This window comes from Streptomyces sp. NPDC097129 (assembly GCF_055668065.1).
Map to the genome: position 1 here is coordinate 56,922 of NZ_JBVOQE010000010.1, position 23,425 is coordinate 80,346.

At 72.6% G+C, this 23,425-nt stretch carries 20 protein-coding genes, 7 tRNA genes and 2 pseudogenes; 12 read left to right on the forward strand and 17 right to left on the reverse strand.

The window, feature by feature from the left end; genetic code table 11:
• Positions 1-169: 169 nt before the first annotated feature.
• Together AC0B9F_RS26690 and AC0B9F_RS26695 are read left to right on the forward strand one after the other, a co-directional pair.
• Positions 170-2,368: an elongation factor G-like protein EF-G2 gene (locus AC0B9F_RS26690; RefSeq protein WP_472006853.1), complete on the forward strand. Its 2,199-nt coding sequence runs from the start codon at positions 170-172 to the stop codon at positions 2,366-2,368.
• 185 nt (positions 2,369-2,553) lie between these two features.
• The gene (locus AC0B9F_RS26695; protein WP_472006854.1) at positions 2,554-4,209 is read left to right on the forward strand and encodes a hypothetical protein; all 1,656 of its coding nucleotides are present in this window, start codon (positions 2,554-2,556) and stop codon (positions 4,207-4,209) included.
• A gap of 42 nt (positions 4,210-4,251) precedes the next feature.
• On the opposite strand, the gene AC0B9F_RS26700 is transcribed toward AC0B9F_RS26695, so the two are convergent.
• From AC0B9F_RS26700 to AC0B9F_RS26715, 4 genes are all read right to left on the reverse strand, one after another.
• Entirely contained in the window at positions 4,252-4,800 is a 549-nt protein-coding gene (locus tag AC0B9F_RS26700; protein ID WP_472006855.1) for an HIT family protein, read from the reverse strand.
• Positions 4,801-4,883: 83 nt separating this feature from the next.
• Positions 4,884-6,863 (reverse strand): threonine--tRNA ligase, encoded by a 1,980-nt coding sequence (thrS, locus tag AC0B9F_RS26705; RefSeq protein WP_472006856.1) that lies wholly within the window; start codon positions 6,861-6,863, stop codon positions 4,884-4,886.
• 256 nt (positions 6,864-7,119) lie between these two features.
• Positions 7,120-8,328 (reverse strand): hypothetical protein, encoded by a 1,209-nt coding sequence (locus AC0B9F_RS26710; protein ID WP_472006857.1) that lies wholly within the window; start codon positions 8,326-8,328, stop codon positions 7,120-7,122.
• Positions 8,325-8,891 carry a DUF4365 domain-containing protein gene (locus AC0B9F_RS26715; protein WP_472006859.1) on the reverse strand — a complete coding sequence of 189 codons (567 nt, stop codon included), beginning with the start codon at positions 8,889-8,891 and terminating at the stop codon, positions 8,325-8,327. Before AC0B9F_RS26715 ends, AC0B9F_RS26710 begins: the two co-directional genes overlap by 4 nt.
• A 168-nt stretch (positions 8,892-9,059) precedes the next feature.
• Here AC0B9F_RS26715 and AC0B9F_RS26720 point away from each other — a divergent pair, with 168 nt between their 5' ends.
• A complete protein-coding gene (locus AC0B9F_RS26720; protein WP_472006860.1) occupies positions 9,060-9,785 on the forward strand; it encodes an exonuclease domain-containing protein in 726 nt (241 codons plus the stop codon).
• 46 nt (positions 9,786-9,831) lie between these two features.
• On the opposite strand, the gene AC0B9F_RS26725 is transcribed toward AC0B9F_RS26720, so the two are convergent.
• Both AC0B9F_RS26725 and AC0B9F_RS26730 read right to left on the reverse strand, forming a co-directional pair.
• Positions 9,832-9,903 (reverse strand) — tRNA-Val (locus AC0B9F_RS26725).
• Positions 9,904-9,942: 39 nt separating this feature from the next.
• Entirely contained in the window at positions 9,943-10,389 is a 447-nt protein-coding gene (locus tag AC0B9F_RS26730) for an SRPBCC family protein (RefSeq protein WP_472006862.1), read from the reverse strand.
• A gap of 101 nt (positions 10,390-10,490) precedes the next feature.
• On the opposite strand from AC0B9F_RS26730, the gene AC0B9F_RS26735 reads away from it, so the two are divergent.
• Positions 10,491-12,872 carry an SCO7613 C-terminal domain-containing membrane protein gene (locus tag AC0B9F_RS26735; RefSeq protein ID WP_472006864.1) on the forward strand — a complete coding sequence of 794 codons (2,382 nt, stop codon included), beginning with the start codon at positions 10,491-10,493 and terminating at the stop codon, positions 12,870-12,872.
• Between the two features lie 10 nt (positions 12,873-12,882).
• Here the strand turns inward: AC0B9F_RS26735 and AC0B9F_RS26740 are convergent.
• The 4 genes and pseudogenes from AC0B9F_RS26740 to AC0B9F_RS26755 form a co-directional block, all read right to left on the reverse strand.
• Positions 12,883-13,133, reverse strand: a pseudogene (locus AC0B9F_RS26740) (exo-rhamnogalacturonan lyase family protein); the annotation flags it as partial.
• A gap of 1 nt (position 13,134) precedes the next feature.
• Positions 13,135-13,720, reverse strand: a pseudogene (locus AC0B9F_RS26745) (ABC transporter substrate-binding protein); the annotation flags it as partial.
• 503 nt (positions 13,721-14,223) lie between these two features.
• Positions 14,224-14,295 (reverse strand) — tRNA-Val (locus AC0B9F_RS26750).
• 96 nt (positions 14,296-14,391) lie between these two features.
• Complete coding sequence (locus AC0B9F_RS26755) at positions 14,392-14,853, reverse strand: TIGR02611 family protein (RefSeq protein ID WP_472006866.1); 462 nt, start codon at positions 14,851-14,853, stop codon at positions 14,392-14,394.
• A 190-nt stretch (positions 14,854-15,043) separates the two neighbouring features.
• On the opposite strand from AC0B9F_RS26755, the gene AC0B9F_RS26760 reads away from it, so the two are divergent.
• Both AC0B9F_RS26760 and AC0B9F_RS26765 read left to right on the forward strand, forming a co-directional pair.
• Positions 15,044-15,457, forward strand: a complete 414-nt coding sequence (locus AC0B9F_RS26760) for an SsgA family sporulation/cell division regulator (RefSeq protein WP_030011909.1) — start codon at positions 15,044-15,046, stop codon at positions 15,455-15,457.
• Positions 15,458-15,874: 417 nt separating this feature from the next.
• Positions 15,875-16,435 (forward strand): CGNR zinc finger domain-containing protein, encoded by a 561-nt coding sequence (locus tag AC0B9F_RS26765; protein WP_472006869.1) that lies wholly within the window; start codon positions 15,875-15,877, stop codon positions 16,433-16,435.
• A gap of 92 nt (positions 16,436-16,527) precedes the next feature.
• On the opposite strand, the gene AC0B9F_RS26770 is transcribed toward AC0B9F_RS26765, so the two are convergent.
• Positions 16,528-16,695 (reverse strand): hypothetical protein, encoded by a 168-nt coding sequence (locus tag AC0B9F_RS26770; protein ID WP_361625181.1) that lies wholly within the window; start codon positions 16,693-16,695, stop codon positions 16,528-16,530.
• Positions 16,696-16,858: 163 nt separating this feature from the next.
• On the reverse strand, positions 16,859-17,299 hold the full coding sequence (locus AC0B9F_RS26775) for a hypothetical protein (RefSeq protein ID WP_472006871.1): 441 nt from the start codon (positions 17,297-17,299) through the stop codon (positions 16,859-16,861).
• Between the two features lie 304 nt (positions 17,300-17,603).
• On the opposite strand from AC0B9F_RS26775, the gene AC0B9F_RS26780 reads away from it, so the two are divergent.
• Complete coding sequence (locus AC0B9F_RS26780) at positions 17,604-18,149, forward strand: DsbA family protein (protein ID WP_472006873.1); 546 nt, start codon at positions 17,604-17,606, stop codon at positions 18,147-18,149.
• A 66-nt stretch (positions 18,150-18,215) separates the two neighbouring features.
• Here the strand turns inward: AC0B9F_RS26780 and AC0B9F_RS26785 are convergent, their stop codons facing one another.
• Genes AC0B9F_RS26785 through AC0B9F_RS26795 form a run of 3 tightly spaced genes read right to left on the reverse strand, consistent with a single transcriptional unit; the run spans position 18,216 to position 21,036 of the window.
• Positions 18,216-19,040: a GNAT family N-acetyltransferase gene (locus AC0B9F_RS26785; protein ID WP_472006874.1), complete on the reverse strand. Its 825-nt coding sequence runs from the start codon at positions 19,038-19,040 to the stop codon at positions 18,216-18,218.
• 50 nt (positions 19,041-19,090) lie between these two features.
• Complete coding sequence (locus AC0B9F_RS26790) at positions 19,091-19,912, reverse strand: aminotransferase class IV (protein WP_472006876.1); 822 nt, start codon at positions 19,910-19,912, stop codon at positions 19,091-19,093.
• Positions 19,909-21,036, reverse strand: a complete 1,128-nt coding sequence (locus AC0B9F_RS26795; protein ID WP_472006878.1) for a chorismate-binding protein — start codon at positions 21,034-21,036, stop codon at positions 19,909-19,911. Before AC0B9F_RS26795 ends, AC0B9F_RS26790 begins: the two co-directional genes overlap by 4 nt.
• A 200-nt stretch (positions 21,037-21,236) precedes the next feature.
• Between AC0B9F_RS26795 and AC0B9F_RS26800 the strand changes: the two genes are divergently transcribed.
• The 5 genes from AC0B9F_RS26800 (at position 21,237) to AC0B9F_RS26820 (ending at position 21,709) form a co-directional block, all read left to right on the forward strand.
• Positions 21,237-21,309 (forward strand) — tRNA-Gly (locus AC0B9F_RS26800).
• 39 nt (positions 21,310-21,348) lie between these two features.
• Positions 21,349-21,422 (forward strand) — tRNA-Cys (locus tag AC0B9F_RS26805).
• 1 nt (position 21,423) lies between these two features.
• Positions 21,424-21,495, forward strand: a tRNA-Val gene (locus AC0B9F_RS26810).
• A 41-nt stretch (positions 21,496-21,536) separates the two neighbouring features.
• Positions 21,537-21,608 (forward strand) — tRNA-Val (locus AC0B9F_RS26815).
• A gap of 29 nt (positions 21,609-21,637) precedes the next feature.
• A tRNA-Val gene (locus AC0B9F_RS26820) sits at positions 21,638-21,709 on the forward strand.
• Between the two features lie 76 nt (positions 21,710-21,785).
• Here AC0B9F_RS26820 and AC0B9F_RS26825 read toward each other — a convergent pair.
• A complete protein-coding gene (locus tag AC0B9F_RS26825) occupies positions 21,786-22,082 on the reverse strand; it encodes a TFIIB-type zinc ribbon-containing protein (RefSeq protein ID WP_472006880.1) in 297 nt (98 codons plus the stop codon).
• An 80-nt stretch (positions 22,083-22,162) separates the two neighbouring features.
• The gene (locus AC0B9F_RS26830; protein WP_472006882.1) at positions 22,163-23,278 is read right to left on the reverse strand and encodes a phosphotransferase; all 1,116 of its coding nucleotides are present in this window, start codon (positions 23,276-23,278) and stop codon (positions 22,163-22,165) included.
• Between the last annotated feature and the right edge of the window lie 147 nt (positions 23,279-23,425).

Sequence of the window (23,425 nt, forward strand, 5' to 3'; positions counted from 1 at the left end):
TGTCACGGGCCGGCGCCCGCCGGGTACCGGCGCGCCCGCGTCCCTCGTATGGACGCGGCGTTACGGGAGTGGAAAGCTCGAAGGACGCGGGCGTCGCCGGAGCCGCCCACACGCGGCCTCCCGCGTGTCCGCGCCCACAGTGACCTCACCGTGCACGGGAGGCAGGATCATGGGCGACAAGGCACAATCCCACCCCGGAGCCGCCGGCAGGGCTACGGCGGCCGACCACCCCGCGTCCGTACGGAATGTGGTGCTGGTCGGCCACTCCGGATCGGGCAAGACGACTCTGGTGGAGGCTCTCGCGCTGACCGCGGGAGCGGTGAACCGGGCGGGCCGCGTGGAGGACGGCGGCACCGTCTCCGATCACGACGACATCGAGCACCGCCAGCAGCGCTCGGTGCAGCTGTCCCTGGTGCCCGTCGAATGGGACGGCATCAAGATCAACTTGCTGGACACCCCGGGATACGCCGACTTCGTCGGGGAACTGCGGGCCGGTCTGCGCGCGGCGGACGCGGCCCTCTTCGTCGTCTCGGCCTCGGACGGCGTCGACGGCGCGACCCGCATGGTGTGGGACGAGTGCGCGGCCGTCGGCATGCCGCGCGCGATCGTGGTGACGCACCTGGAGCCGGCCCGCGCGGACTTCCGGGAGATGACCCGGGTCTGCGCCGAGGCGTTCGGCGGCGACGACCCCGACGCGGTGCTGCCGCTGTACCTGCCGCTGCACGGCCCGCAGGGGCCCGACGGACACGCGCCCGTGACCGGTCTGGTCGGACTGCTCACGCAGAAGCTGTTCGACTACTCCTCCGGCGAGCGCAAGGAGTCCGAGCCCGGCGAGGACCAGCTCCCGGACCTCACCGAGGCCCGTAACCGGCTCATCGAGGGGATCATCGCCGAGAGCGAGGACGAGACCCTGATGGACCGCTACCTCGGCGGCGAGCAGGTCGAGCTGAAGACGCTCGTCCAGGACCTGGAGCGGGCCGTGGCACGCGGCACGTTCTTCCCCGTCCTGGCCGCCGCACCGGCCGCCGGGGGCGCCAAGCAGGGCATCGGCACGGTGGAGCTGCTGGAGCTGATCACCGGCGGGTTCCCGACCCCCTTCGAGCACCCCACGCCCGCGGTGACCACCCTCGACGGCGCGCCGCGCGAGCTGAAGCCGTGCGACACCGACGGACCGCTGGTCGCCGAGGTCGTCAAGACCGCCTCCGACCCCTACGTCGGCCGGATCTCCCTGGTCCGCGTCTTCTCCGGCACCCTGCGCCCCGACCAGACCGTCCACGTCTCCGGGCACGGCCTGGCCGACCGCGGCCACGAGGACCACGACGTCGACGAGAAGATCGGCGCCCTGTCCACCCCATTCGGCAAGCAGCAGCGGCCGGTGACGCACGCCGTCGCGGGCGACCTGGTGTGCGTGGCGAAGCTCAGCCGCGCCGAGACCGGCGACACGCTCTCCGCCAAGGACGACCCGCTGCTGATGGAGCCCTGGCAGATGCCGGACCCGCTGCTGCCGCTGGCCATCCAGGCGCACAGCAAGGCGGACGAGGACAAGCTGTCCCAGGGCCTGGGGCGGCTGGTCGCCGAGGACCCCACCATGCGCCTGGAACAGAACCAGGACACCCACCAGGTGGTGCTGTGGTGCCTGGGCGAGGCGCACGCCGACGTCGCGCTGGAGCGGCTGCGCACCCGCTACGGCGTCCAGGTCGACGTCGTACCGCACCGGGTGGCCCTGCGGGAGACGTTCGCGAACAAGTCCGCCGGGCGCGGCCGGCACGTGAAGCAGTCCGGCGGGCACGGGCAGTACGCCATCTGCGAGATCGAGGTGGAACCGCTGCCGGGCGGCTCGGGCGTCGAGTTCGTCGACAAGGTGGTCGGCGGGGCCGTGCCCCGGCAGTTCATCCCGTCGGTCGAGAAGGGGGTGCGGGCGCAGGCGGCCAAGGGCGTCGCGGCCGGCCACCCGCTCATCGACGTGCGGGTGACGCTGCTCGACGGCAAGGCGCACTCGGTGGACTCCTCCGACGCCGCCTTCCAGACCGCGGGCGCGCTCGCCCTGCGGGAGGCCGCGGCCGACGCGAAGATCCATCTGCTGGAGCCGGTGGCCGAGGTGTCCGTGCTGGTCGGCGACGAGTACGTCGGCGCCGTGATGAGCGACCTGTCCGGCCGGCGCGGCCGGGTGCTGGGCACCGAGCAGACCAGCGGCGGGCGCACCCTGGTACGGGCCGAGGTGCCGGAGATCGAGATCGGGCGGTACGCCATCGATCTGCGGTCGATGACCCACGGCACCGCGCGCTTCGAGCGCCGCTACGTGCGGCACGAACCGATGCCGGCGCAGGTCGCCGAGCGGTTCCGGGAACAGGAGCGCGCGGCTTCATAGTTGACCTCCCCCCGCGCACAACCGGCGTGCGCGCGGGGCTCTTCCGGCTCGGCGGGCGGCTCCTTGGGCCGTCCGCCGACGGATGTCGGTGCGTGCGGATACGCTGATGACCTGATCAACAGGTGTGGTCGGGACGGAAGTCGGGAAGGCCGCAGAAGCGAGCAGTGCGGCGACCGGGGGTGGGGATGAGCGTGGACGGCGGTTACGCGGACTTCTTCGGGCCACAGGTGCCGCGCACCGGCGACGCGGGCCAGACGGCGACGTTCGCGCTGGCCTCCGCGGCCTACCGGGACAACCCGATGGAGGAGATCAAGAAGGCCGACAACGAGTGGCACCAGTCGGAGGTGAAGCCCGGCAAGATCGCGCTGTTCCGGCCGAACCTGGGCGAGGCGTTCTCCCGCGCCGTCGTGGACCGCATGATCGGCGAGGGCCGCAAGCCGCTCATCCAGTCCTTCGGCACCGAGCCGCAGGCCGTCGTCGAGCACTGCCTGGCGGCGAACAACATCCGCCGCGACCGCGACAACCGGCTGTCCGCCGCGATCGTGCTGTGCGGGGTGCTCTTCCTGCCCGGGTTCCTGGTCTGGCTGCTGGTCTTCCAGATCCGCACCACCATCGACAAGACCGACAACAGGCGGGCCTCGGCGCTGGCGACCACCCTGCTCGTCGCCGTGGCCGCGCTCGCCGTGGTGTTCCTGCTCCGCATGCCGTTCAGCGGCTTCTGGCGCTGGTACGCCCGCGCCGCCGTGGTGATGCCGGTGGCCGGCTGGTTCTGGGCCCGGCGCATCTGCGAGCGCACCGCCACGGACCTCAGGGAGCGCTGGGACAGCCTGCTGTCGGGCAGCAGCGTCGGCGCGAAGGTGCCCGAGGCGGTGCCCACCGGCCCGCGTGAGACGGCCGCCGAGCAGCTGCGCCAGTCCCTGGCCCGGCTCGGCGCCGAGCAGCAGTCGAACTCCGTCTTCTACGCCGGCCCCAAGGGCATCCTCGGCATGGGCACCCGCTGGGGGGCCTGGCAGCTCGCCGAGGAGCTGGTGCCGGCCGATCCCGGCCGGGAGATCCACCCCTTCCGCAGCTGGGACGTGATCCGCGCGATCCACGACCGGCTGCGCATGCTGGAGCGCGGCCCGCTGAACACCGGCGGCTTCCCGGCCCCCTCGATACGGCACTGGATCGTCACGCCGATCGGCGAGAACGCCAAGGAGGTGGCCCGGCCGTCGGGCACGGACGTCGATGCCTACCAGGTCAAGTCGCACGCGATACAGGACATCTGCAACAAGCAGCAGTTCGGCGCGGGTGACCGGCACTACCTGGGCGTGCAATGGACGCTGTGGGACGGCCAGTTGGTGATCACCATGCTGATCACCGTGACGGTCCTGCACGCGACGCTGCGCATCGAGGTCACCGGGCATGCGCTGGGGCCGGTGAACCCGCTGTTCACGACCAAGCCGGAGGCGCCGACCAAGGAGGTCGCCAAGTCCTTCAAGCCGTGGGAGACCCGCAAGGTCAACCTGCCCCTGGTCACCACCAACGAGGTGGTACGGCTCGCGGTGCGGGCGCCGCTGACCTGGTATCCCCCGGCGCTGAAGTGGCTCGGCGGCACGATAGGGCTGCCGGAGCCGTTCGGTCTGCGGCACGCGTGGGCGGACCAGCCGTGGCGGCACCGTTTCATGGCGGACGACGCGCTGCGAGCGGCGACGCCGGTCCTGCGAGTGGTGCACGCGGCGGCGATCAAGGTGCTGGAGGAGAACGGGGCGGACACGGAGAAGTTCGGGACGCGCTCGGCGTTCCTCAGTACCGCGGTCCAGGACGTCTCGCCGAAGAAGGCGGACGTCTACGACGCGTGAGCGGCGCCCGCGGCCGCGCAGGGCGCGGGCAGCCCCGTCCTCTCAGGCCGCCGGCCAGGCCTCGGCCAGCATCGTGCGGGTGTCGGCCAGAAGCTGCGGCAGCACCTTGGTGTGGCCGACGACCGGCATGAAGTTCGTGTCGCCGCCCCAGCGGGGGACGATGTGCTGGTGGAGGTGGGCCGCGATGCCCGCGCCGGCCACCGAGCCCTGGTTCATGCCGATGTTGAAGCCGTGCGCGCCGGAGGCGGTGCGCAGCGCCGTCATGGCCTGCTTGGTCAGCTCCGCCAGTTCGGCGGTCTCCGTGTCCGTCAGGTCGGTGTAGTCGGCGACATGACGGTAGGGCACGGTCATCAGGTGGCCGCCGTTGTACGGGTACAGGTTGAGCACCGCGTACACCTGCCGGCCGCGCTTGACGATCAGCCCGTCCTCGTCGGACTTGGCCGGGAGGGAGCAGAAGGGGCAGCCGTCCTCGGCCCCCGGGCCGGTGGGCTTGTTCTCCCCCTGGATGTAGGCCATCCGGTGGGGCGTCCACAGGCGCTGGAACGCGTCCTGCGTCCCCACTCCGATCTGCTGCTCCGGCTCACTCGTCATGCGTGCAGCATATGGCGTCCACGTGGGTGACAGGGCAAGGCCCCCGGCGAGATCAAGTCACCGGGGGCCTGCTCACAGCGGGGTCAGATCTGCGCCCGCTCCTCGACGACCTTCACGATCTTCGCGATCGCCTCGTCGAACGGGATGCCGTTCTCCTGGGAGCCGTCACGGTAGCGGAAGGACACGGTCTCGTGACCCATGTCCTCGTCGCCCGCGATGACCATGAACGGCACCTTCTGCTTCTGGGCGTTGCGGATCTTCTTCTGCATACGGTCGGAGGAGGAGTCCACCTCGACCCGCAGACCCTTCTCCTTCGCGGCCTCGGCCCAGCGCTGCAGGTACTCGACGTGGGCGTCGCCGATCGGGATGCCGACGGCCTGCACCGGCGCGAGCCACGCCGGGAAGGCGCCCGCGTAGTGCTCCAGGAGCACGCCGAAGAACCGCTCGATGGAGCCGAACAGCGCGCGGTGGATCATCACCGGCTGCTGGCGGGAGCCGTCCGCGGCGGTGTACTCCAGGCCGAACCGCTTGGGCTGGTTGAAGTCGACCTGGATGGTCGACATCTGCCAGGAGCGGCCGATGGCGTCCTTGGCCTGCACGGAGATCTTCGGGCCGTAGTAGGCGGCGCCGCCCGGGTCCGGGACCAGCGGCAGGTTCTGCTTCTCGGCGGCCTGACGGAGGGCCTCGGTGGCCTCCTCCCAGTCCTCGTCGGTGCCGATGAACTTGTCGGAGTCGTCACGGGTGGACAGCTCCAGCTCGAACTCGGTCAGGCCGTAGTCGCGCAGCAGGTCCAGGACGAAGGTCAGGAGCGTGTCCAGCTCCTGCGGCATCTGCTCCTTGGTGCAGTAGATGTGCGAGTCGTCCTGGGTGAAGCCGCGCGAGCGGGTCAGGCCGTGCACGACGCCCGACTTCTCGTACCGGTACACGGTGCCGAACTCGAAGAGGCGCAGCGGCAGTTCACGGTAGGAACGCCCGCGCGACTTGAAGATCAGGTTGTGCATCGGGCAGTTCATCGCCTTGAGGCGGTAGTTCTGCTCGTCGAACTCGATGGCCGGGAACATGCCGTCGGCGTAGTGCGGCAGGTGCCCGGAGATCTCGAACAGCCGCTCCTTCGAAATGTGCGGCGTGTTCACGAATTCGTAGCCGGAGACCTCGTGCCGCTTGCGCGAGTAGGTCTCCATCTCCTTGCGGATCACCCCGCCCTTGGGGTGGAACACGGCGAGGCCGGGGCCGAGCTCCTCCGGGAAGGAGAACAGGTCGAGCTCCGCACCGAGCTTGCGGTGATCACGCTTCTCGGCCTCGGCGAGGAAGTCCAGATAGGCCTTCAGCGCGTCCTTGGTCGGCCAGGCGGTGCCGTAGATGCGCTGGAGCTGCGGGTTCTTCTCGCTGCCGCGCCAGTAGGCGGCGGCCGAGCGCATCAGCTTGAACGCAGGGATGATCCGGGTGGTGGGCAGGTGGGGACCGCGGCAGAGGTCCTTCCAGCACAGCTCGCCGGTCTTGGCGTCGAGGTTGTCGTAGATCGTCAGCTCGCCGCCGCCGACCTCGGCGTCCGCGCCCTCGGCGGCCTGGGCGGCGTTGCCCTTGAGACCGATCAGCTCGAGCTTGTACGGCTCGCCGGCCAGCTCCTCGCGGGCGTCCTCGTCGGTGGTGACGCGGCGGGAGAAGCGCTGGCCGCGCTTGATGATCTCCTGCATCTTCTTCTCGATGCGCTTGAGGTCATCGGGGTGGAAGGGCTCGGCGACGTCGAAGTCGTAGTAGAAGCCGTCGCGGATGGGCGGGCCGATGCCGAGCTTGGCCTCGGGGAAGAGCTCCTGCACGGCCTGCGCCATGACGTGCGCGGTGGAGTGGCGCAGGATGCCCAGACCGTCCTCGGAGGAGATCTCGACGCCCTCGACGGTCTCGCCGTCCTTGACCTCGTGGGCGAGGTCTCTGAGCTCACCGCCGACACGGGCGGCCACGATCGAGCGCTCGCCGGCGAAGAGGTCGGCGGCCGTAGTGCCCGTCGTCACCACGCGTTCTTCCCGCTCGGAATCGCGCTGGATGATCACACGGACGTCTGACACCGGTCTCTCCTGACTGAAGGTGGGGATGCGGCGCCATACCCGAGCGCACGCACGAGTAAGGATCGTACCGACCCGACACCTCCGGAGGCGAAACCGGTGCGGGGAGCCCGGCCAGGATGGGCCCGTGATCAAGGGTGTGTGCGGCCGCCCCAGGGGCGCGGGGCTGCGTCGATATGCGGCTCCGCCGCGTGGGCGCGACCAGCCACGACGAGACCCGCAGACGGACGACGGCCCCGCCCGCTCCCTCGCCCCGCGCTCAATCCCCTCCGCACGCCTCCTCGAAGAAGTCCAGGTTCTCCTGGAGCGACTTGATCAGCCGGTCCCGCTCCGCCTCGTCCACCTCCACCGGCACCACCCCCGACACCCCGGTGAGCCGGCGGAAGCCGCCCCGGCTCTCCAGCCGTCCGTGGACCCGCACCGGCAGCCCGACCAGATGCGCGTGCCCGGCGATGCGGTAGTCCTCCTCGTCCAGGGTCAGCCGCACATGCGGAACCTCCGCGCCGGCCAGGACGCGCAGCCGGATCGTGCCCTCGCCGCGCGGCGAAGCGCGCCGCATCCGTACGACGGTCCCCGTCACGACGACCGGCACCGCGGGCTCGGCGTGCAGATAGCGCGCCCCGGCCTCCCGCAGCACCGTCAGGTCCCCGGGCGAGAACTCCACCGGCTCCCCGTCCGCCGCGCAGCCCTGCGGCACACCCGCCCCCGGCGCCCACTGCACCGCGACGCGCGCCCCTTCCGTCCCCTCCACGAGCGCGATCAGCGCTTCCGTGAGTTCCCGGCTGACGCCCGCCCGCACCGCGCCGTCGAACGCGTCCATGCCTCCGGTCGCGCGCTGGTAGTCCACGGCCTCCCGCGCCGCGTACAGCGCCTGCTGAAGCCTGACGGCCAGCGGACGCGCGGAGGCGACCGGCACGAAGGCGGTCAGGCCGGCGCCGTCGCCGCCCGCCCCGACCAGCACGTGGTCCAGCAGGGCCGCGGCGGGCCGGCGGTGCCGGGCCCCGTAGTACCCGGCCTGCGCCCGCGTGGCCAGCGCCGCCGCGAGCAGCATCCGCCGGGCGGCGCCGCGCAGCCGCTCCTGCGCGCTCCAGGCCGTGCTGCCGGGCGGGCCGCCGGGCGGCGCGTCCCGCCACCAGCGGATCTCGTCGCTGGGCACGGCGAGCGAGACAAGCACCTCCCGCGCGGACGGCGTACCGCTGCGGGCCAGCGCGTCGAGCGCCTCGCCGAGCAGGTCGTCGCTGTCGGGGAAGGCGCGGCTGACCGGCACGAGCAGGCTGGTGCCGGCCCCGCCCGGCCCGGGCGGCGTCCAGCGGCCGTAGCGGCCGGGGGCACCGCCGCGGCGCTGCCAGCCGTGCCGGTGCAGCAGGGCGGTGAGGACGGCCGGGTCGACGTCACCGGGCGCGGGCGGCCGCTCCGGGAAGATCTCGGTGTGTGCCCGCGGGGAGCCGGGCAGTGGGCGGTGGGTCATGGTCTGCCTCCCGTCCCGACCCGCGTCATGATCTCGCACAGCGCCCGGTCGTCGAAGATGCGCGAGGTCGGGACGCGCACGGTGGTGCGGTTCCGCCCGGTGATCGGGTGCCCGGCGAGGTTGACCCAGTAGCAGCAGTGCCGCAGGTCGAGCCGGTCGTGGCCGGCGCGCAGCCACTGGTCCTGGGACCGCGGGACGATCATGACGACGAGGATCTTGTGCACGGAGACCGGTGTGCGGGCGAGCTTGCGCAGGTGGTCGTTGTCGAGCGTGAAGGAGAAGAAGCGGCCCGGCGGATGGGGCGCGAGCTGGTACGTGGCCTTCAGCTGCACCTTGATGGTGACCTCGTCGTCCACGGTGTGCCCGGGCGAGCCATGGCTGACGTGCCAGTCGATGCCGTTGTCCGGGAACGGCTGGGACAGCGAGCACCCAGCGGCCGCCGCGACCGCGTGCAGATAGCCCACCTGCAGTGTCTCCATGCAGGCGGTGGTGGCGAGTGTGCCGCGAAGGGGGCCCGTGCTGTCGGGCAGCAGCCCGCCCCGTTCGGGCTGCGCTATCGCCATGGCGAACAGCCTTCCACGCAAAGTGATTCCCCGCTGCGAGCCGCTGAACTGCAAAGACCCGCACTCCTGTTGTCTCCTCCCGGCGTACGGCGCAAACAGCCCGGGTATCACCGGATCGGGCAGAGGACGGTGCGTCAACTGCCGATGGTGAACGAGGGGTTGTTGGGTATGACGTGCTGGTACGAGGGCCCCCTGGCCGCTTTCGACACGGAGACCACCGGCGTGGACGTCGAGACCGATCGGATCGTGTCGGCCTCCCTCGTCGTCCAGGACGGTCCGGGCTACCGCCCGCGGGTGAGCCGCTGGCTGGTCAACCCGGGCGTGCCGGTGCCGCAGGAGGCGACGGCGGTGCATGGGCTGACGGAGGATCATCTGCAGCGCAACGGCCGCTGGCCGGCGCCGGTGATGTACGAGATAGCCGAGCAGCTGGCCGAACAGGCGCTGGCCCGCCGCCCGCTGGTGGTGATGAACGCGCCGTTCGACCTGACGCTGCTGGACCGTGAGCTGCGCCGGCACCGGGCCTCCAGCCTGGACCGGTGGTTCGAGCGGGCGCCGCTGCTGGTGCTGGACCCGCGGGTGCTGGACAAACACCTGGACCGCTACCGCAAGGGCCGCCGCACGCTGACCGACCTGTGCGCGCACTACGGCGTCACCCTGGACGAGGCACACGACGCGGCGGCCGACGCGCTGGCCTCGCTGGAGGTCGTCCGGGCCCTGGGCCGGCGGTTCGCCGCCCGGCTGGAGCGGCTGACCCCGGCCGAGTTGCACACCCTGCAGGCGACGTGGCACGCGGCACAGGCCCGTGGCCTTCAGGCGTGGTTCGCGCGCAGCGGTTCGGAGGAGGAGGTCGACCCGGCGTGGCCGCTGCGCCCGGAGCTGCCGGCGGCGGCGTGAGAACGCGGAAGGCCGGTCCGCTGCTGCGGACCGGCCTTCCTCCCGGTGGGCGATACTGGGTTCGAACCAGTGACCTCTTCGGTGTGAACGAAGCGCTCTCCCACTGAGCTAATCGCCCGGGAACGCACTGAACAATACAGGTGCCGGCGGGCTTCCTTCAAACCGCTCCGAGATGGTCCACGAGTCCGCGCCGCCCGGCGCGCATCATCAGCCGGTGGTTGGCGCGGAAGAGCGGCCGTCCGGGCACGGCCAGCCGCCGCAGCAGCGGCTTGTTCACGTCGACGACCTGCTCGTAGCGGGCGAGGCTGCCGGGCCCGGTGCCGGTGACGGTCCAGCGCGCCCAGCCGTCGACGTCGCCGGACAGCCCGCTCTCGAGGACCCCCGCAGCCGGGTCGCGGCGCACCACGCGCGCGGTGAAGGTCATCGCGTACGGCAGCAGGGAGCGGATCGTGATCACGCCCGTCGCGTCGTCGAGCCGGGTCACCGTGCGCACCTGGGGCCACCAGCGGGGGTAGTCCTCGACCCGCTCCAGGGCGCGGTAGACGGTGGCCGGCGGGGCGGGCAGCGGCCATTCGCTGAGGAAGCGGTAGTGCGTCCAGTCCATGGGCCGAGTCTGCCCGCTCCAGGGCCGCTGACCGGGACATGAGTAGGTTCTGAGTACGTGCGCTCATGCCGTACGGCATGACACGGCCCACACTCCGAACCATGACACACGTTCCGCCACCGGCCGAGGAGCTGCGGCTCCTCGACGCCGAGCTGTGGCAACTGGACGCCCGCCGGGCCCAGTTGCTGGCCCGCCGCGCCTGGCTGGTCGCCCGTCTGCCCTCGCTGCCGCCGGGACCGGTGCCGCCCGCTCCCACGCCCGCGCAGCCCCGCCCGGAGGCCACCGCCCCGCGCGTGCAGAACGTGCTGCTGCTCCTCGGCGGCCTGCTGCTCACCATCGCAGCGATCGCCTTCACGGTGGTCAGCTGGGGACACCTGGGGATCACCGGCCGCTCTCTGGCGCTGGGCGCGGTCACGGTGGCCGCCCTGGCCGCCCCGCTGCCACTGCTGGGGCGCGGCCTGCGCTCGACGGCCGAGGCGGTCGCCGGACTCGCGCTGGCGCTGACGGTGCTCGACGCGTACGCGCTGCACGAGACCGCCCTCACCGCGGCGGACGGCACGGCGTACGCGGCCGGTGCGTCGGCGGTGCTGGCCGCCGTGTGGACGGGCTACGGACTGCTGCCGCGTACGGCCGCGCTGCGGCTGCCGCTTCCGGCGGCGCTGGCCGCGGCCCAGCTGCCGCTGCTGCTGTGGGCGGCGGCGGCCGACGCCGGGCGTTTCGGGGCGACCGCCGCGCTGCTGGCGACGGCCGCGTGCGACACCGTGGTGGCGCTGCGCGCTCCGGCCAAGGCGGTGCGGATCGCCGCCATGGCCGGCGCGTACGGCACGGGGGCGTGCGGCGCGCTGGGCGCGGCCGGGCTGTCGTGGACGGCCGGCGGGCCGGGCGCCGGTGCCCGGGCGGCGGGACTTCTGCTGTTCGCGGCCGCCGTCGCGCTGGCGGCGGCCCGGCACGAACGTGCCGAGGGACAGGCCGTGGGGTTGTCCGTCGCGGCCGGTCTGCTCACGGTCACCGCGCTCGGCGGCACGGCCCGCCCGGCGCTGCCGGTCACCTGGACGGTTCCGGTCCATCTCGCCGTCGGGCTGGGGCTGCTGGCGGCGGGCCGGGCGGATCGGCTGCCGGAGCAGGTGCGGCGCGGTCTCGCCGTCGCCTCCGCCACCGTGCAGGGTCTTGCGGTGGTGTGGGCGCTGCCGCTGCTCGCGCTCACGCTGCTGGGGCCGGTCACCTCGGTGACCCGTGTCTGGTCGGGGGCGCCGGGCGGGGCCCGGGAGGCCGTGACGGCCGGTGAGCCGTGGCTGCCGCAGTTGCAGACGGCCCCGCTGGTCCTGGCCGCCGTCGCCGCGGTCCTCGCGCTCGCCGTCCGCGATGTGGCCTGGCGGCCCCGCGCGCTGACGGGCGCGCTGGTGCTCGGGTGGGCCGCGCTCATGGTCGTACCGGTGGCGCTGGCCGCGCCGTACCCTGCGGCGCTGCTCGTGGCGGCGCTGGCGACGGCCGGTCTGCTCGCGGGGGCGGCGCGGAGCCGGACGACCGGGCGCGTCGAGGCGCTGCCCGCGCTGGTGCTCGCCCTGCTCACCTCGGTCTCGCTGGCGTTCCTCGCGCTGCCGGCGCGGTCCGTGACCCTCGGGGCGCTCACCGCCCTGACGGCGCTCTTCGCGGCGGCCTCCCGGCGGCCGGGCCTCGCCCCGGTCACGGCCCCGGCCGCGCTCGGGTACGGCGCCGCGCTGGCCTGCGCGGTGGGGGCGGCGGCGGACTGGGCGCCGTCGCACACCGCGCTGCTCGTGCTGGTGGTCCCGGCCGTGGCGGCGCTGCTCGCGGCGCGGATTGCCGAGGCGATGACGACCGTGGCGGTCGAGGCGACGGGCGTGGTCGCCGGTCTCCTGGCGATCGGACTGACCGTCACCGATCCCGGGATGCTCGCGCTGGTGCTGTCGCTGTGCGCGGTGATCGCCGCCGGGACGGCGGTGCGCGCCGACCGCCGTCCCGCCGCCTACGCGGCCACCGCCCTGTTCGCGCTGGCCGCCTGGGTGCGCCTCGCGGCCTGGGACGTCACGGCACCGGAGGCGTACACGCTGCCGGTGTCCGTCCCGGCGCTCGCACTGGGCGTGCTGCGCCGGCGCCGGGATCCGCGGGCGTCGTCGTGGACGGCGTACGGGCCGGGTCTCGCGGTGACGCTGGCGCCGAGCCTCGCGGCCGCCTGGACGGACGCGCACGCCACCCGCCCGTGGCTGCTGGGCGCGGCGGCGCTGCTGGTCACCCTGGTGGGCGCCCGGCACCGGCTGCGGGCGCCGCTGCTGCTGGGCGGCGGAGTGCTCGTGCTGGACGCGCTGCACGAGCTGGCCCCCTATCTGGTGCAGGTCGCCGACGCCCTCCCCCGCTGGGTGCCTCCCGCACTGGCCGGAGTCCTGCTGCTCGCCGTCGGCGCGACGTACGAACGGCGCCTGCGGGACGTACGGCGGGTGCGGGAGGCGCTGGGGCGGATGAACTAGCCGACGGATACGGCATCCTGTCGCCCAGCAGCGCCAGGTTCTCGATGGCGGCGAGGCCGTACAGCGCGGTGTCGTTGCTGGACACCCAGCTCGCCTCGCTGCCCTCGACCAGCGTCGCCGGGCCGGTCAGCCGCTCCGTCCTCCAGGGCGCGGACTCCTGGTAGCGGCGTCCAGACGGGAGTGGCCCTGGAAGAGGATCAGCGAGCCGAAGTGGGAGCCGTAGCGCGCCGCCTGCTCGGCCTTGCTCGCGTTGAAGCAGCGGAATCAGGGAGGCCAGGTACTGCCCGGTCTGCTTGCCGTCCGTGGTGAGGATGGGGGTGAGGCCGTACTCGCTGTCGCCCTCGGCCGTGTAGCGGACGGTGAAGTTGTCCCAGGTGAATTCCGAGGCGCCGTGGCCGGCGGTCACGGAGGACTTCGGCTTGTCCTGCTCCTGTCGTGAATGGTCTTCAGGGCCTTGAAGTACTCGTCCCAGGTCCAGCCCTGCTTCGGCTCGACTCCGGCCTTCCGGAAGAGCTTCTTGTCGATGACCAGCGCCATGGTGTTGGTGCCGACGGGTATGGCGAGTTGCTTACCGTCCACCTCTCCCACGGATGTGACGCCGTCTCGGAAGTCACTGAGCCTCAGATTGCCTTCATCGATCCGGGACTTGAGGTCGAGGAGGACTCCGCGCTTGTCGTACTTCTAAGAAATGCGACGGAGTTCTGGAAAACGTCCGGGGGATTTCCGCCCGCGGCCTGCGTCTGGAACTTCTCCCAGAAAGACACATAGTCCTGGAAGCCGGTCTTCACCTTGATCTTCGGGTACGTCTTCTCGAACAGTGCGATGGACTGGTTGATCCTTTGGCCCAGCGCGGCCGGTGGTCTCGGCCAACCCCAGCGTGGCCATGGGGGGGCGACTGGTGGCCGTTCTGGGGGCCGGGGGCCTGGGGCGGGTCTGCCGACAGGCGGCGCGGGATCGCGTGCCTGCGGGCGGGCCCAGGGCCAGGGGGCACCCTGCGGCAGGCTGCGGGGGATCGGGTGCGGGTGGCTGCTCGGCGGTCGGCACCGGGCGGGCGGTGTGAGCGGCGATGGAAGGGGGCCCAGGCATGCCTGGCCACCGAAGCGCAGCTGGGCCGGACGGAGCCGTCGGGTCCCGGCGCAGGCCCTGCGCCCATCCCCCGCCACCCCGCTGCCGGGGATGCCTTCCAGGGACGCCCGACACCGTCCCGAGGGCACCGGAGTCGCCCCACAAGCCCCGCCGAAGCGGCACACCACCGGCCGGCCGCAGGCCCGCGGCATCGCCACGACGATTTCCGCGCACCGAACGACACCGGCCCGCCTGCGTTGTCGCAGGCGGGCCGGTGTTTTCCGGGTGGGCGATACTGGGTTCGAACCAGTGACCTCTTCGGTGTGAACGAAGCGCTCTCCCACTGAGCTAATCGCCCGGGCGCAGGGAGAACATTACCCCATGTCAGCGGGTGCCTGTGACCACCCGGGGCCGGACGGACGGACGCCCCGGGCCGCCCGCGCCCCGGCACGCGTCACTGATCCTTGATCTTCCACGGCATGACGAACCCGAACTTCCACACGTAGAAGCCGACGAGCGCCGCCACGATGACCAGTCCCACACTCGTGAGAATGATGTTGCGCCGCCGCACCTTGGGGTCGAGCGCCCTGTGGGCCGCCTCGGTGACCTTCCGTTTCGTCCAGCGGAGCACCAGCTGCGCCCAGACGAACTCCGTCGCCCAGATCGCCATGCCACCGAAGATCACGACCCAGCCCGGCCCCGGAAGCGGCAGCATGACGATGCCGCCCGCCACGACCGCGAGGCCGACCACGAAGACGCCCACCTGCCAGCTCAGATGGAGCATCCGGCGGGACTTGATGAATTCCGGCGCCCGGGACCCGAGCCCCCGCTCGTCGTCGCCGGTCTGCGCCTCGCCCGGCTTCTCGCCGTCCGCCGTCACGGCCACCTCGCGCGACCCGTCACTCCCCGTATTCATACGGCGAAACTTTACCCGAAGGAAACCAGTCACCGGAATGGCCGTAGTTCGCGAAGATCTCTCGGCCGGAAGAGTTACGTAAAGAGACGCAAAACCCTCAGAGGGGTTTACAACGGCACCGTAGGTGGCATGTCGATTTCGCCGACGTGCGAATCCCCGAGCGCACACTGAGCGAAAGGCCCTGGCGCTTATGAACACCACGGTCAGCTGCGAGCTGCACCTGCGCCTCGTTGTGTCGAGCGAGTCCTCCCTGCCTGTCCCCGCAGGCCTGCGGTACGACACGGCCGACCCCTACGCCGTGCACGCCACCTTCCACACCGGAGCCGAGGAGACCGTCGAGTGGGTGTTCGCCCGCGACCTCCTCGCCGAGGGGCTTCACCGACCCACCGGCACCGGCGACGTCCGCGTCTGGCCGTCGCGCAGTCACGGTCAGGGCGTGGTCTGCATCGCCCTGAGCTCGCCGGAGGGGGAAGCCCTGCTCGAGGCCCCGGCGCGGGCCCTGGAGTCGTTTCTGAAGCGGACGGACGCCGCCGTGCCTCCCGGCACGGAGCACCGGCACTTCGATCTCGACAAAGAGCTCTCCCACATCCTGGCGGAGAGCTAGGCCGCGGCCCTCACCAAGCCGCCCGGCGTCGTCCACTCGGGGAGACGGCTCGGGCCAGGACAACCGCATAGGGCATGCGCCGACGTCGTCCGAGCAGTTCGCTGCCGGACGGCGTCGGCGTGCCCGCGTCCGGGGCCCCGCCCCGTTTCGACCGCGCTCCGCCTCCCCCTGGCTCTCCGCTCCCACCGCTCTCCGACTCTCCGCTCCCACCGCTCTCCCGCATGCCCCCTGCCCTGACCACTCCTCCCCTCACGGCCCCTGCCCTCACTCTGCGCGTTCGCTCGGGAACCCTCGTGTGCCCCGTCGCGTTCTACCGGCATCCGGGGCCCGAGCGCACCGGTGCGCAGTCGTCGGGAGCCATTACCATCGGCCAGCATCGGCGGGCGCCCGCCCGACCCCCAGGCCAGGGAGCGAAACGTGCTGATCACCCACGACACCCGGTGCGCCCTCGACGCTGTGGTGGACCTGGTGAACACCGCGCCGGAGGACGACGCGTCACCGGACGGGCTGCCGGATGTCGGCGCGCTCGCGGAGTTCGTGCGAAAGCACGAGATCAGCGATGTGGGGGTGCTGTCGGAGTTCGATCTCTCGGCCGTGCGGAAGGTCCGCGGACGGTTCGCCGGCATCTTCGCCGCGCCGGACCCCCGCAGCGCGGCCGTCCTGATCAACGACCTGGTGGCGGCGGCCGGGACCACCCCGCGCCTGACGGACCACGACGGCTACGACTGGCATGTGCACTACTTCGCCCCCGGTGCGTCGGTCGCCGATCACCTGGCGGCCGACTGCGGGATGGCGCTGGCGTTCTTCGTGGTGGCCGGTGAGCAGGAGCGGCTCAGGCGGTGCGAGGCGCCGGACTGCCGGCGCGCCTTCGTCGATCTGTCCCGCAACCGCTCGCGCCGGTACTGCGACAGCCGCACCTGTGGCAACCGTCTGCATGTGGCCGCCTACCGGGCGCGCCGCAAGGAAGCAGCAGGCTGACCCACGGACGGCACGCCGCTGCGACCGGCGCACGATGGGCGGCTCGGTGGTCGTGGGGCCCGGCGGGTGGCGCCGGGCTCCACGGGTAGGGCTCACAGCAACAGCAGGTCGTGCAACGAAGCCATGAGCAGCAGACACCCGATCACCGCAAGGAAGATCATCAGCGGTGGCTGGGAAAGGGCGAAGAGGCAGCCGCGCGGCTCTTCCTGCGGCGGCGCGGCCTCGCTCTGTGTCGTGTCCAGCTGCGTCGTGTCCAGCATCTCGCGGTGATGATGACGCAGCCGGGCCACCCCCGGCGATCAACACGCACCAATGTCCGGGTGTTCGCTGGAATCCGCGATGACCTGCGCGAACCGTGATCATTAAGTGATCACTTCGGGGCGTGCGCGGACCCCCTGTGTCGTTTCGGCTCGCGGGCGTCCGTCATATGCCGTGCTTCTTGAGGATGGCCTCGATGTCGGAGAAGTCGTCGGCCGCCTTCGCCTTGGGTGCGGTCGCGGACCGGGTCGCCGGCCGGGTGCCGGGGCCGAGGGAGGCCGCGGAGGCGGTCGGGGCCACCGCGTCGGGCTGGGCTGCGCGGGCCGCCTTGCGCTCGGCGCGGGTGCCGCCGCGGCGGCGTTCGACGGCGCGGGTCGTCATGAAGAGGCCCCATGCGCCGCCCAGGACCACGACTCCGGCCCAGGCCGTGGGGCTGAAGGCGGTGTGGGCCGCCCACTGGACGACCCCGGTCATGACCAGGCCGAGCGGCACCAGGGCGTACGCCGCGATACGGGCGGCGGCGAGGTAGCGCTTGCGGTAGGCGGTGACCACCGCGATGCCCAGGCCCGCCGCGGCGACGGCTGAGCAGACGGTCTCGGCAATCATCCGGTCCTCCAGCGGGCTCGGTCGGGCAGACGCACGGTCGGTTCGTCCCTTCCATCCTGCACCGCCCGATCCCCCGCGGGCCATGCCTGGGCCCCGACATCAGGGAGATGTCCGGGTCGCCTCCTCCCGGTCCTCCGGGTTCTCTCCACCCCTGGGAGCAGATGTTCCTCCTCCCCAGGGCCCGGTGACATGGCCTCTCGCCGCACCCTCAGGGACGTAGCGGGCGGCGGGCGCAGTCCGGGTTGGGGTGTGGCGGGCGCGGTCCGGATTGGGGTGCGGCGGGCCGGACTGGGAGACTGGGCGCATGAGCGAGTCCTCCTCCGCGGCCACCACTCCCGCGTCCCCCGCCGCCCCGGTCGTCCTCGACGTGTGGTGCGAGTTGCAGTGCCCCGACTGCCGCACCGCCCTCGACGACGTGCGCGCCCTGCGTGCCCGCTACGGCGAGCGGCTGGAGGTGCGGCTGCGGCACTTCCCGCTGGAGAAGCACCACCACTCCTTCGCCGCGGCGCAGGCCGCCGAGGAGGCCGCGGTGCAGGGGCAGGGGTGGCCGTACGTGGAGGCGGTGCTCGGCCGGGTGGCGGAGCTGGACCGGAAGGGAGAGCCGTTCCTCGTCGAGGTGGCCGGCGAACTCGGCCTGGACGCCGAGGAGTTCGACACCGCTCTGATCGACGGCCGGCACATCCTGATCGTGGACGCCGACCAGGCCGAGGGCAAGGCGATCGGGGTGACGGGCACCCCGACGTACGTCATCGGCGGCGAGCGTCTCGACGGCGGCAAGAGCCAGCAGGGCCTGCGCGAGCGCGTCGAGGAGATCGCCGACCGGCTGCTGGCGTCCGGCCGGGAGAGCTGACGGCCCCGGCCCCTCCCCCGAGACGCGGCGGCTCGGACAGCGCCGGCAACTGCCCCTCGGGTACGGCTACACCAGCTGTTTGTAGACGGAGTACAGCGTCGTCTCGTAGCCGAGGGACTCGTAGAGCCGTTCGGCGGGCGTGTTGCCCGCGAAGACGTTGAGGCCGATGATCCGCTGCCCCGCCGTGAGGGCCTGCGTCTCGGCCAGCAGCATCAGGGAGCGCCCGTGGCCGCGGCCACGGTGCGCGGCGTCGGCCTCGACGTCGAAGACGTAGGCGCCGTCCTCGCGCAGGGCCAGCCAGAGCGTGCCGACCGGCGTGCCCTCGTGTTCGAGGACGCTGAAGAGCATGCCGGGAGTGGACCGGCCGTCGGGCAGCAGGGTGGCGTGGTCCCGCTCCGACTTGGCCCGGGCCTCGGCCTCCGGCACCCCGCGCTCGACCCAGTCGCGGGCGTAGCTCTCCTTGGCCCGGGCCAGCCAGGAGCCGAACTCCTCGTCCGTCATGGGCCGCCCGGCGCTGCCCTCGGGCAGCCGGGGAGGGGTGTCGCCGAGCGGCTTGGTCATGTTCCGGTTGCGCACCACGTACCCGAGCGTGGTGGCGAGGCGGAACGCGGCGCCGTCGGCGGCCGGGACGGTCGCCTCGATCCGCCGGCAGCCCCAGCCGCGTACGACCTCTTCGGCGGCGAGCGCGGCCACGGTGGCGCGGCCGCGCCGGCGGTCGGGTTCCTCGATGCGCAGGTCGAGGACCTGGGCCACGGCGTCGCCGAACACGGGGTGGGTGCCGAGGTGTATCGCCCCTGCGGGACGGCCGTTGACGCACACCTGGTAGCGGCGCGACCGCGTACCGTCGGCATTTCGCTGAAGCGGCTCGGTCGGCCGCAGGGTCGTGGTCATCACCGGTGTTCTACCCGCCGCACGCCCCCGCGTCAGCCGAATATCGCGGGCTACGGGTCGAGGTCGTCCCCGGCGCGTTCCTGGAAGACCCGCATGGCCTTGGCGGTCACCGGGCCGGGGGCGCCGGGCAGTTCGCGCTCGTCGATCCGGTGCACGGCCTGCACGTCGCGCAGCGTGGACGTCAGGAAGACCTCGTCGGCGCGCTGGAGCACGTCGAGCGGCAGGTCGGTCTCCTTCGCGCCGCTCCACTCGACCACCAGCTGCCGGGTGATGCCGGCTAGGCACCCGGAGGCGACCGGCGGGGTGTGGATCTGGCCGTCGAGCACGACGAAGACGTTCGACCCGGTGCCCTCGCACAGCTGTCCGACGGTGTTGGCGAACAGCGCCTCCGAGGCGCCCTGTTCGTGGGCGCGGGCGAGGGCGACGACGTTCTCGGCGTAGGAGGTCGTCTTCAGGCCGGTGAGGGCGCCGCGCTCGTTGCGGGTCCAGGGGACGGTGACGACGGCCGTGGAGTCCGGGCGGCGCGTGGTCTCGCCCAGGGCGACGACCAGGGTCGGGCCGTGCTCACCGCGGTCCGAGCCGAGGGGGCCGTGGCCGCCGGTGTAGGTGATGCGCAGCCGGCCGAGCGGCATCGGATTGGCCGCCAGGACGGCCGTACAGGCGCGGCGGACCTCGTCGTGGTCGGGGTCGGGCAGGCCGAGGCCGCGCGCGGAGCGGGTCATCCGGTCGAGATGGCGGGTCAGGGCGAACGGCGTGCCGTCCACCGCCTTCACCGTCTCGAAGATGCCGTCGCCCACGGTCAGCCCGTGGTCGAAGACGGAGACGCGGGCGGACTCGACGTCCTGCAGCGCGCCGTCCAGCCAGATCTTCACTGGTCGCTACCTCGCAACTTCGGGCCGGGGACCTCGCTGCCGCCGACGGTCCGGAGGGCGTCCCCCGGGCCGCCGTAGTACGTCGTCGGTCCCTCTTCACTCACCTCGTACGCCCCCGACGCTACCGCGAGCAGCCGGGACGCCTTCAGCTCGGTCTCCCGCCACTCCCCCTCCGGGTCGGAACCCCAGGTGATCCCGGCGCCGGTGCCGAAGCGCAGCGTGCCGTCGGCGCGGTCGATCCAGAAGGTGCGGATGCCGACGGCCAGCTCGCCGGCGCCCCGGTCGGCGTCGACCCAGCCGATGCCGCCGCAGTACGGGCCGCGGGGCGCCGTCTCCAGCTCGTCGATGATCCGCAGGGCGCTGGACTTGGGGGCGCCGGTGACGGAGCCGGGCGGGAAGGCGGCGGCGAGCAGCTCGGTCCAGCCGGTTCCGTCGCGCAGCTCGCCGCGCACGGTGGAGACGAGGTGGACGAGGCCGGGGTGCTTCTCGACGGCGCACAGGTCGGGGACGGTGACGCTGCCGGTGACGCACACCCGCCCGATGTCGTTGCGGACGAGGTCCACGATCATCACGTTCTCGGCGTAGTCCTTCGCCAGCAGGTCGGCCTCGGTCCGGCCGGTGCCCTTGATCGGCCCGGACTCCACCACGCGCGCGTGGCGGCGCAGGAACAGCTCCGGCGAGGCGGTGGCGATCTCCACACCGTGCGCCGGCAGTCGAATCGTTCCTGCATACGGCGCCGGGTTGCCGCGGGCCAGCAGGGCCGTGAGGGCGTCCACGTCGGCGTCCGGAGGGACGGGCGCGGACAGGACCCGGCAGAGGTTGGCCTGGTACACCTCGCCGGCCGCGATGTACTCGCGGATCCTCCGCACGCCCGCGGTGTACGCGGCGCGGTCGAGGGAGGACGTCCAGTCGCCGGCGGCGGGGCCGTGCCAGGCTCCCGGGACGGGCGCGGGCACCGGCGCGTGACGGACGTCCGAGAAGCGGGCGCAGGTCAGCCGGCCCTCGAAGTCCGCGGCGACGGCCCAGAAGCCGGAGGAGTCCAGCGCCGCGGGGTCGTCGGTGACGTCGGTCAGGCCGGTGGCGAGGCGGTCGCCGAACCGGGCGAGCGGGGGGAGTTCGAGCACGCAGTCGAGTCTATGGCGGGTGTCCGCGGGGTGGCCCGGGCGTGTCCGCCCGGTACCCCCGGGCAGGGGCGTGAGCGGTCCCGGCCAGGTCGTCGCGGGGATGCGGCGCAGCACGCTGCGCAAACGTGTTTTTGTGCTGGCCCAGGAATCCGCTAGAGTTCAACACGTCGCCGGGACGCGGAAGCGGACCGAAACGACAGGCGGACGTAGCTCAGTTGGTAGAGCGCAACCTTGCCAAGGTTGAGGTCGCGAGTTCGAGCCTCGTCGTCCGCTCGAAGGACGTAGGGATCTTCCCGGATCCCCTACACTCCTGGTGGAGTGGCCGAGAGGCGAGGCAACGGCCTGCAAAGCCGTCTACACGGGTTCAAATCCCGTCTCCACCTCCAAGGACGATTAGCTCAGCGGGAGAGCGCTTCCCTGACACGGAAGAGGTCACTGGTTCAATCCCAGTATCGTCCACTGGATCTTCGGATCCCGGATCTTCTCGAAGATCCCGCCCCGCGCGATTAGCTCAGCGGGAGAGCGCTTCCCTGACACGGAAGAGGTCACTGGTTCAATCCCAGTATCGCGCACTGTCGGTGACCCGGTGGTCACTGATCCCGGACGATTAGCTCAGCGGGAGAGCGCTTCCCTGACACGGAAGAGGTCACTGGTTCAATCCCAGTATCGTCCACACACCGAAGCCCCCGGTCCTGCGACCGGGGGCTTCTTCGTGCCGCGGCGCTCGGCCTGCTCTCGGCCGCCTGCTCTCAGCTGGAGAAGAGCATGTGGCCGAAGCTCTTGTGGCGGTGGTGACCGCCGTGGCCGTAGTGACCGCCGTGGTGGCCGCCGTGCTGCGGGGCGCCCCAGGCGGGCGCCGGCGGGGCCGGGTAGGCCTGCGGGGCGGGCGGGGGCGGGGCCGGCTGGGACCACTGCGACTCCAGGCGGGTCAGCGCCTCCAGCTCGCCGTAGTCGAGGAAGATCCCCCGGCAGCCGCTGCACTGCTCGATCTGCACGCCGTTGCGGTTGTACGTGTGCATGGGCGCATGACACTTGGGACACTGCATGGTCGCCTCAACTCCTCGCCGTTCGGTCCTGCTTCGCGTATCGCCAGGACAGACTCCGTCCGGCCGCGGTCGGTTGCACCCTACGGTGTGACCTGCGACGCCGTCTGCTCCGGGGCGGTGACCATGCGGGCGCAGGCGTCCACGACGGCCTGCTCCACCTCGTCCAGCGGGCGGCCGGCCGCGTCGGCCTTGACGAGCGCCCGGGCGGCGGTCTGCACGGTCAGGGCGCGCGTCGGCACGTCCAGGGCCGGCCACGGGTCGCCGCTCGAGGGGACCGCGGGGCCGCCGGCGGCGCGGTAGGCGTCCAGGAAGCGGGAGAACTCCTCGGGTGGGAGCAGCCCGCAGGCGTACCAGGCGGCCGGGCGTGCCAGGTCCCAGGCGGGTACGCCGACGCCGAGATCGTCGACGTCGATGAGCCGCCAGGCGCCGGCCGGGGCGGGATGCCGCACGAGCTGACCGAGATGCAGATCGCCGTGGCAGACGGCGAGGGGGCCGGGCATCGGCGCCTCGGCCCGGGCCCAGCCAGGCAGGACGGCCCAGGCCCGCAGGACGGGGGTGGCTGCGGCGAGGGGGGTGGGCGTGCCGGTGGCTTCGGCGGCGGGGGTGGGGATGTGGGCGGTGGCTTCGGCGAGCGGGGGGCTGGTGGCTTCGGCGAGGGGGGTGCGCGTGCCGGTGGCTTCAGCGAGCGCGGGGCTGAGGGCTTCTGCGAGCGGGCCGGGGATGTGGGTGTCGCCTTGGGTGGGGGTGGCTTTCAGGGTGGCGCGCAGGCGGGTGACCGCGTCCGCCGCCTTGGCCGGGCCGCGCATCTCGGGCAGGCCCGGAGGGGCGGGGCTGCGGTGCAGCTGGGCGAGGAGGGTGGCGGCGGCCTCCCACGGGGCGGCGTCCGGGTCGTCCGGGTCCACGGGGGCGCCGTACGGCCAGTGGGTCACCGGGCGCCCGTGCAGGGTGAGCGGCGTCTCGGTCAGCGGGGGCAGCAGGACGTCGGGAAGCCGGGCGGCGATGGCGAGGCGGGGGGCGAGAGCGGCCGGGTCGGTGTGCGGCGCGTGCGCCTTGGCGACCGTGCCGGCGTGACGGACGACGGTCGCGTCGGAGCGGTCGGCGAGCGTGCTCTCCACGCAGCCCGAGCAGGGCGTGCCGGCGGGGTGTGCCCATTGTCCGGCCTTGCGGGTGAGATCGGCGAGGAGGGCGCTGGGCATGAGGGTGAGGGTACGGCGGGTCGCGGGCTACGCGGGTGACGGGTGACCGGTCGACGCCGGCCTGGGGCGGGCGGTGTGGTCACCGGCCGGGATTCGCCCCTGCCGAAGGTGGTTCGCGCGCAGGGAAAAGCAATGCCGGCGCAGCTC

Coding starts and splice junctions, on each gene's coding strand:
- AC0B9F_RS26690 (WP_472006853.1), top strand. CDS start 170: ATGGGCGACAAGGCACAATCCCACCCCGGAGCCGCCGGCAGGGCTACG.
- AC0B9F_RS26695 (WP_472006854.1), top strand. CDS start 2,554: ATGAGCGTGGACGGCGGTTACGCGGACTTCTTCGGGCCACAGGTGCCG.
- AC0B9F_RS26700 (WP_472006855.1), bottom strand. CDS start 4,800: ATGACGAGTGAGCCGGAGCAGCAGATCGGAGTGGGGACGCAGGACGCG.
- AC0B9F_RS26710 (WP_472006857.1), bottom strand. CDS start 8,328: ATGACCCACCGCCCACTGCCCGGCTCCCCGCGGGCACACACCGAGATC.
- AC0B9F_RS26715 (WP_472006859.1), bottom strand. CDS start 8,891: ATGGCGATAGCGCAGCCCGAACGGGGCGGGCTGCTGCCCGACAGCACG.
- AC0B9F_RS26720 (WP_472006860.1), top strand. CDS start 9,060: ATGACGTGCTGGTACGAGGGCCCCCTGGCCGCTTTCGACACGGAGACC.
- AC0B9F_RS26730 (WP_472006862.1), bottom strand. CDS start 10,389: ATGGACTGGACGCACTACCGCTTCCTCAGCGAATGGCCGCTGCCCGCC.
- AC0B9F_RS26735 (WP_472006864.1), top strand. CDS start 10,491: ATGACACACGTTCCGCCACCGGCCGAGGAGCTGCGGCTCCTCGACGCC.
- AC0B9F_RS26755 (WP_472006866.1), bottom strand. CDS start 14,853: ATGAATACGGGGAGTGACGGGTCGCGCGAGGTGGCCGTGACGGCGGAC.
- AC0B9F_RS26760 (WP_030011909.1), top strand. CDS start 15,044: ATGAACACCACGGTCAGCTGCGAGCTGCACCTGCGCCTCGTTGTGTCG.
- AC0B9F_RS26770 (WP_361625181.1), bottom strand. CDS start 16,695: ATGCTGGACACGACGCAGCTGGACACGACACAGAGCGAGGCCGCGCCG.
- AC0B9F_RS26775 (WP_472006871.1), bottom strand. CDS start 17,299: ATGATTGCCGAGACCGTCTGCTCAGCCGTCGCCGCGGCGGGCCTGGGC.
- AC0B9F_RS26780 (WP_472006873.1), top strand. CDS start 17,604: ATGAGCGAGTCCTCCTCCGCGGCCACCACTCCCGCGTCCCCCGCCGCC.
- AC0B9F_RS26785 (WP_472006874.1), bottom strand. CDS start 19,040: ATGACCACGACCCTGCGGCCGACCGAGCCGCTTCAGCGAAATGCCGAC.
- AC0B9F_RS26825 (WP_472006880.1), bottom strand. CDS start 22,082: ATGCAGTGTCCCAAGTGTCATGCGCCCATGCACACGTACAACCGCAAC.
- AC0B9F_RS26830 (WP_472006882.1), bottom strand. CDS start 23,278: ATGCCCAGCGCCCTCCTCGCCGATCTCACCCGCAAGGCCGGACAATGG.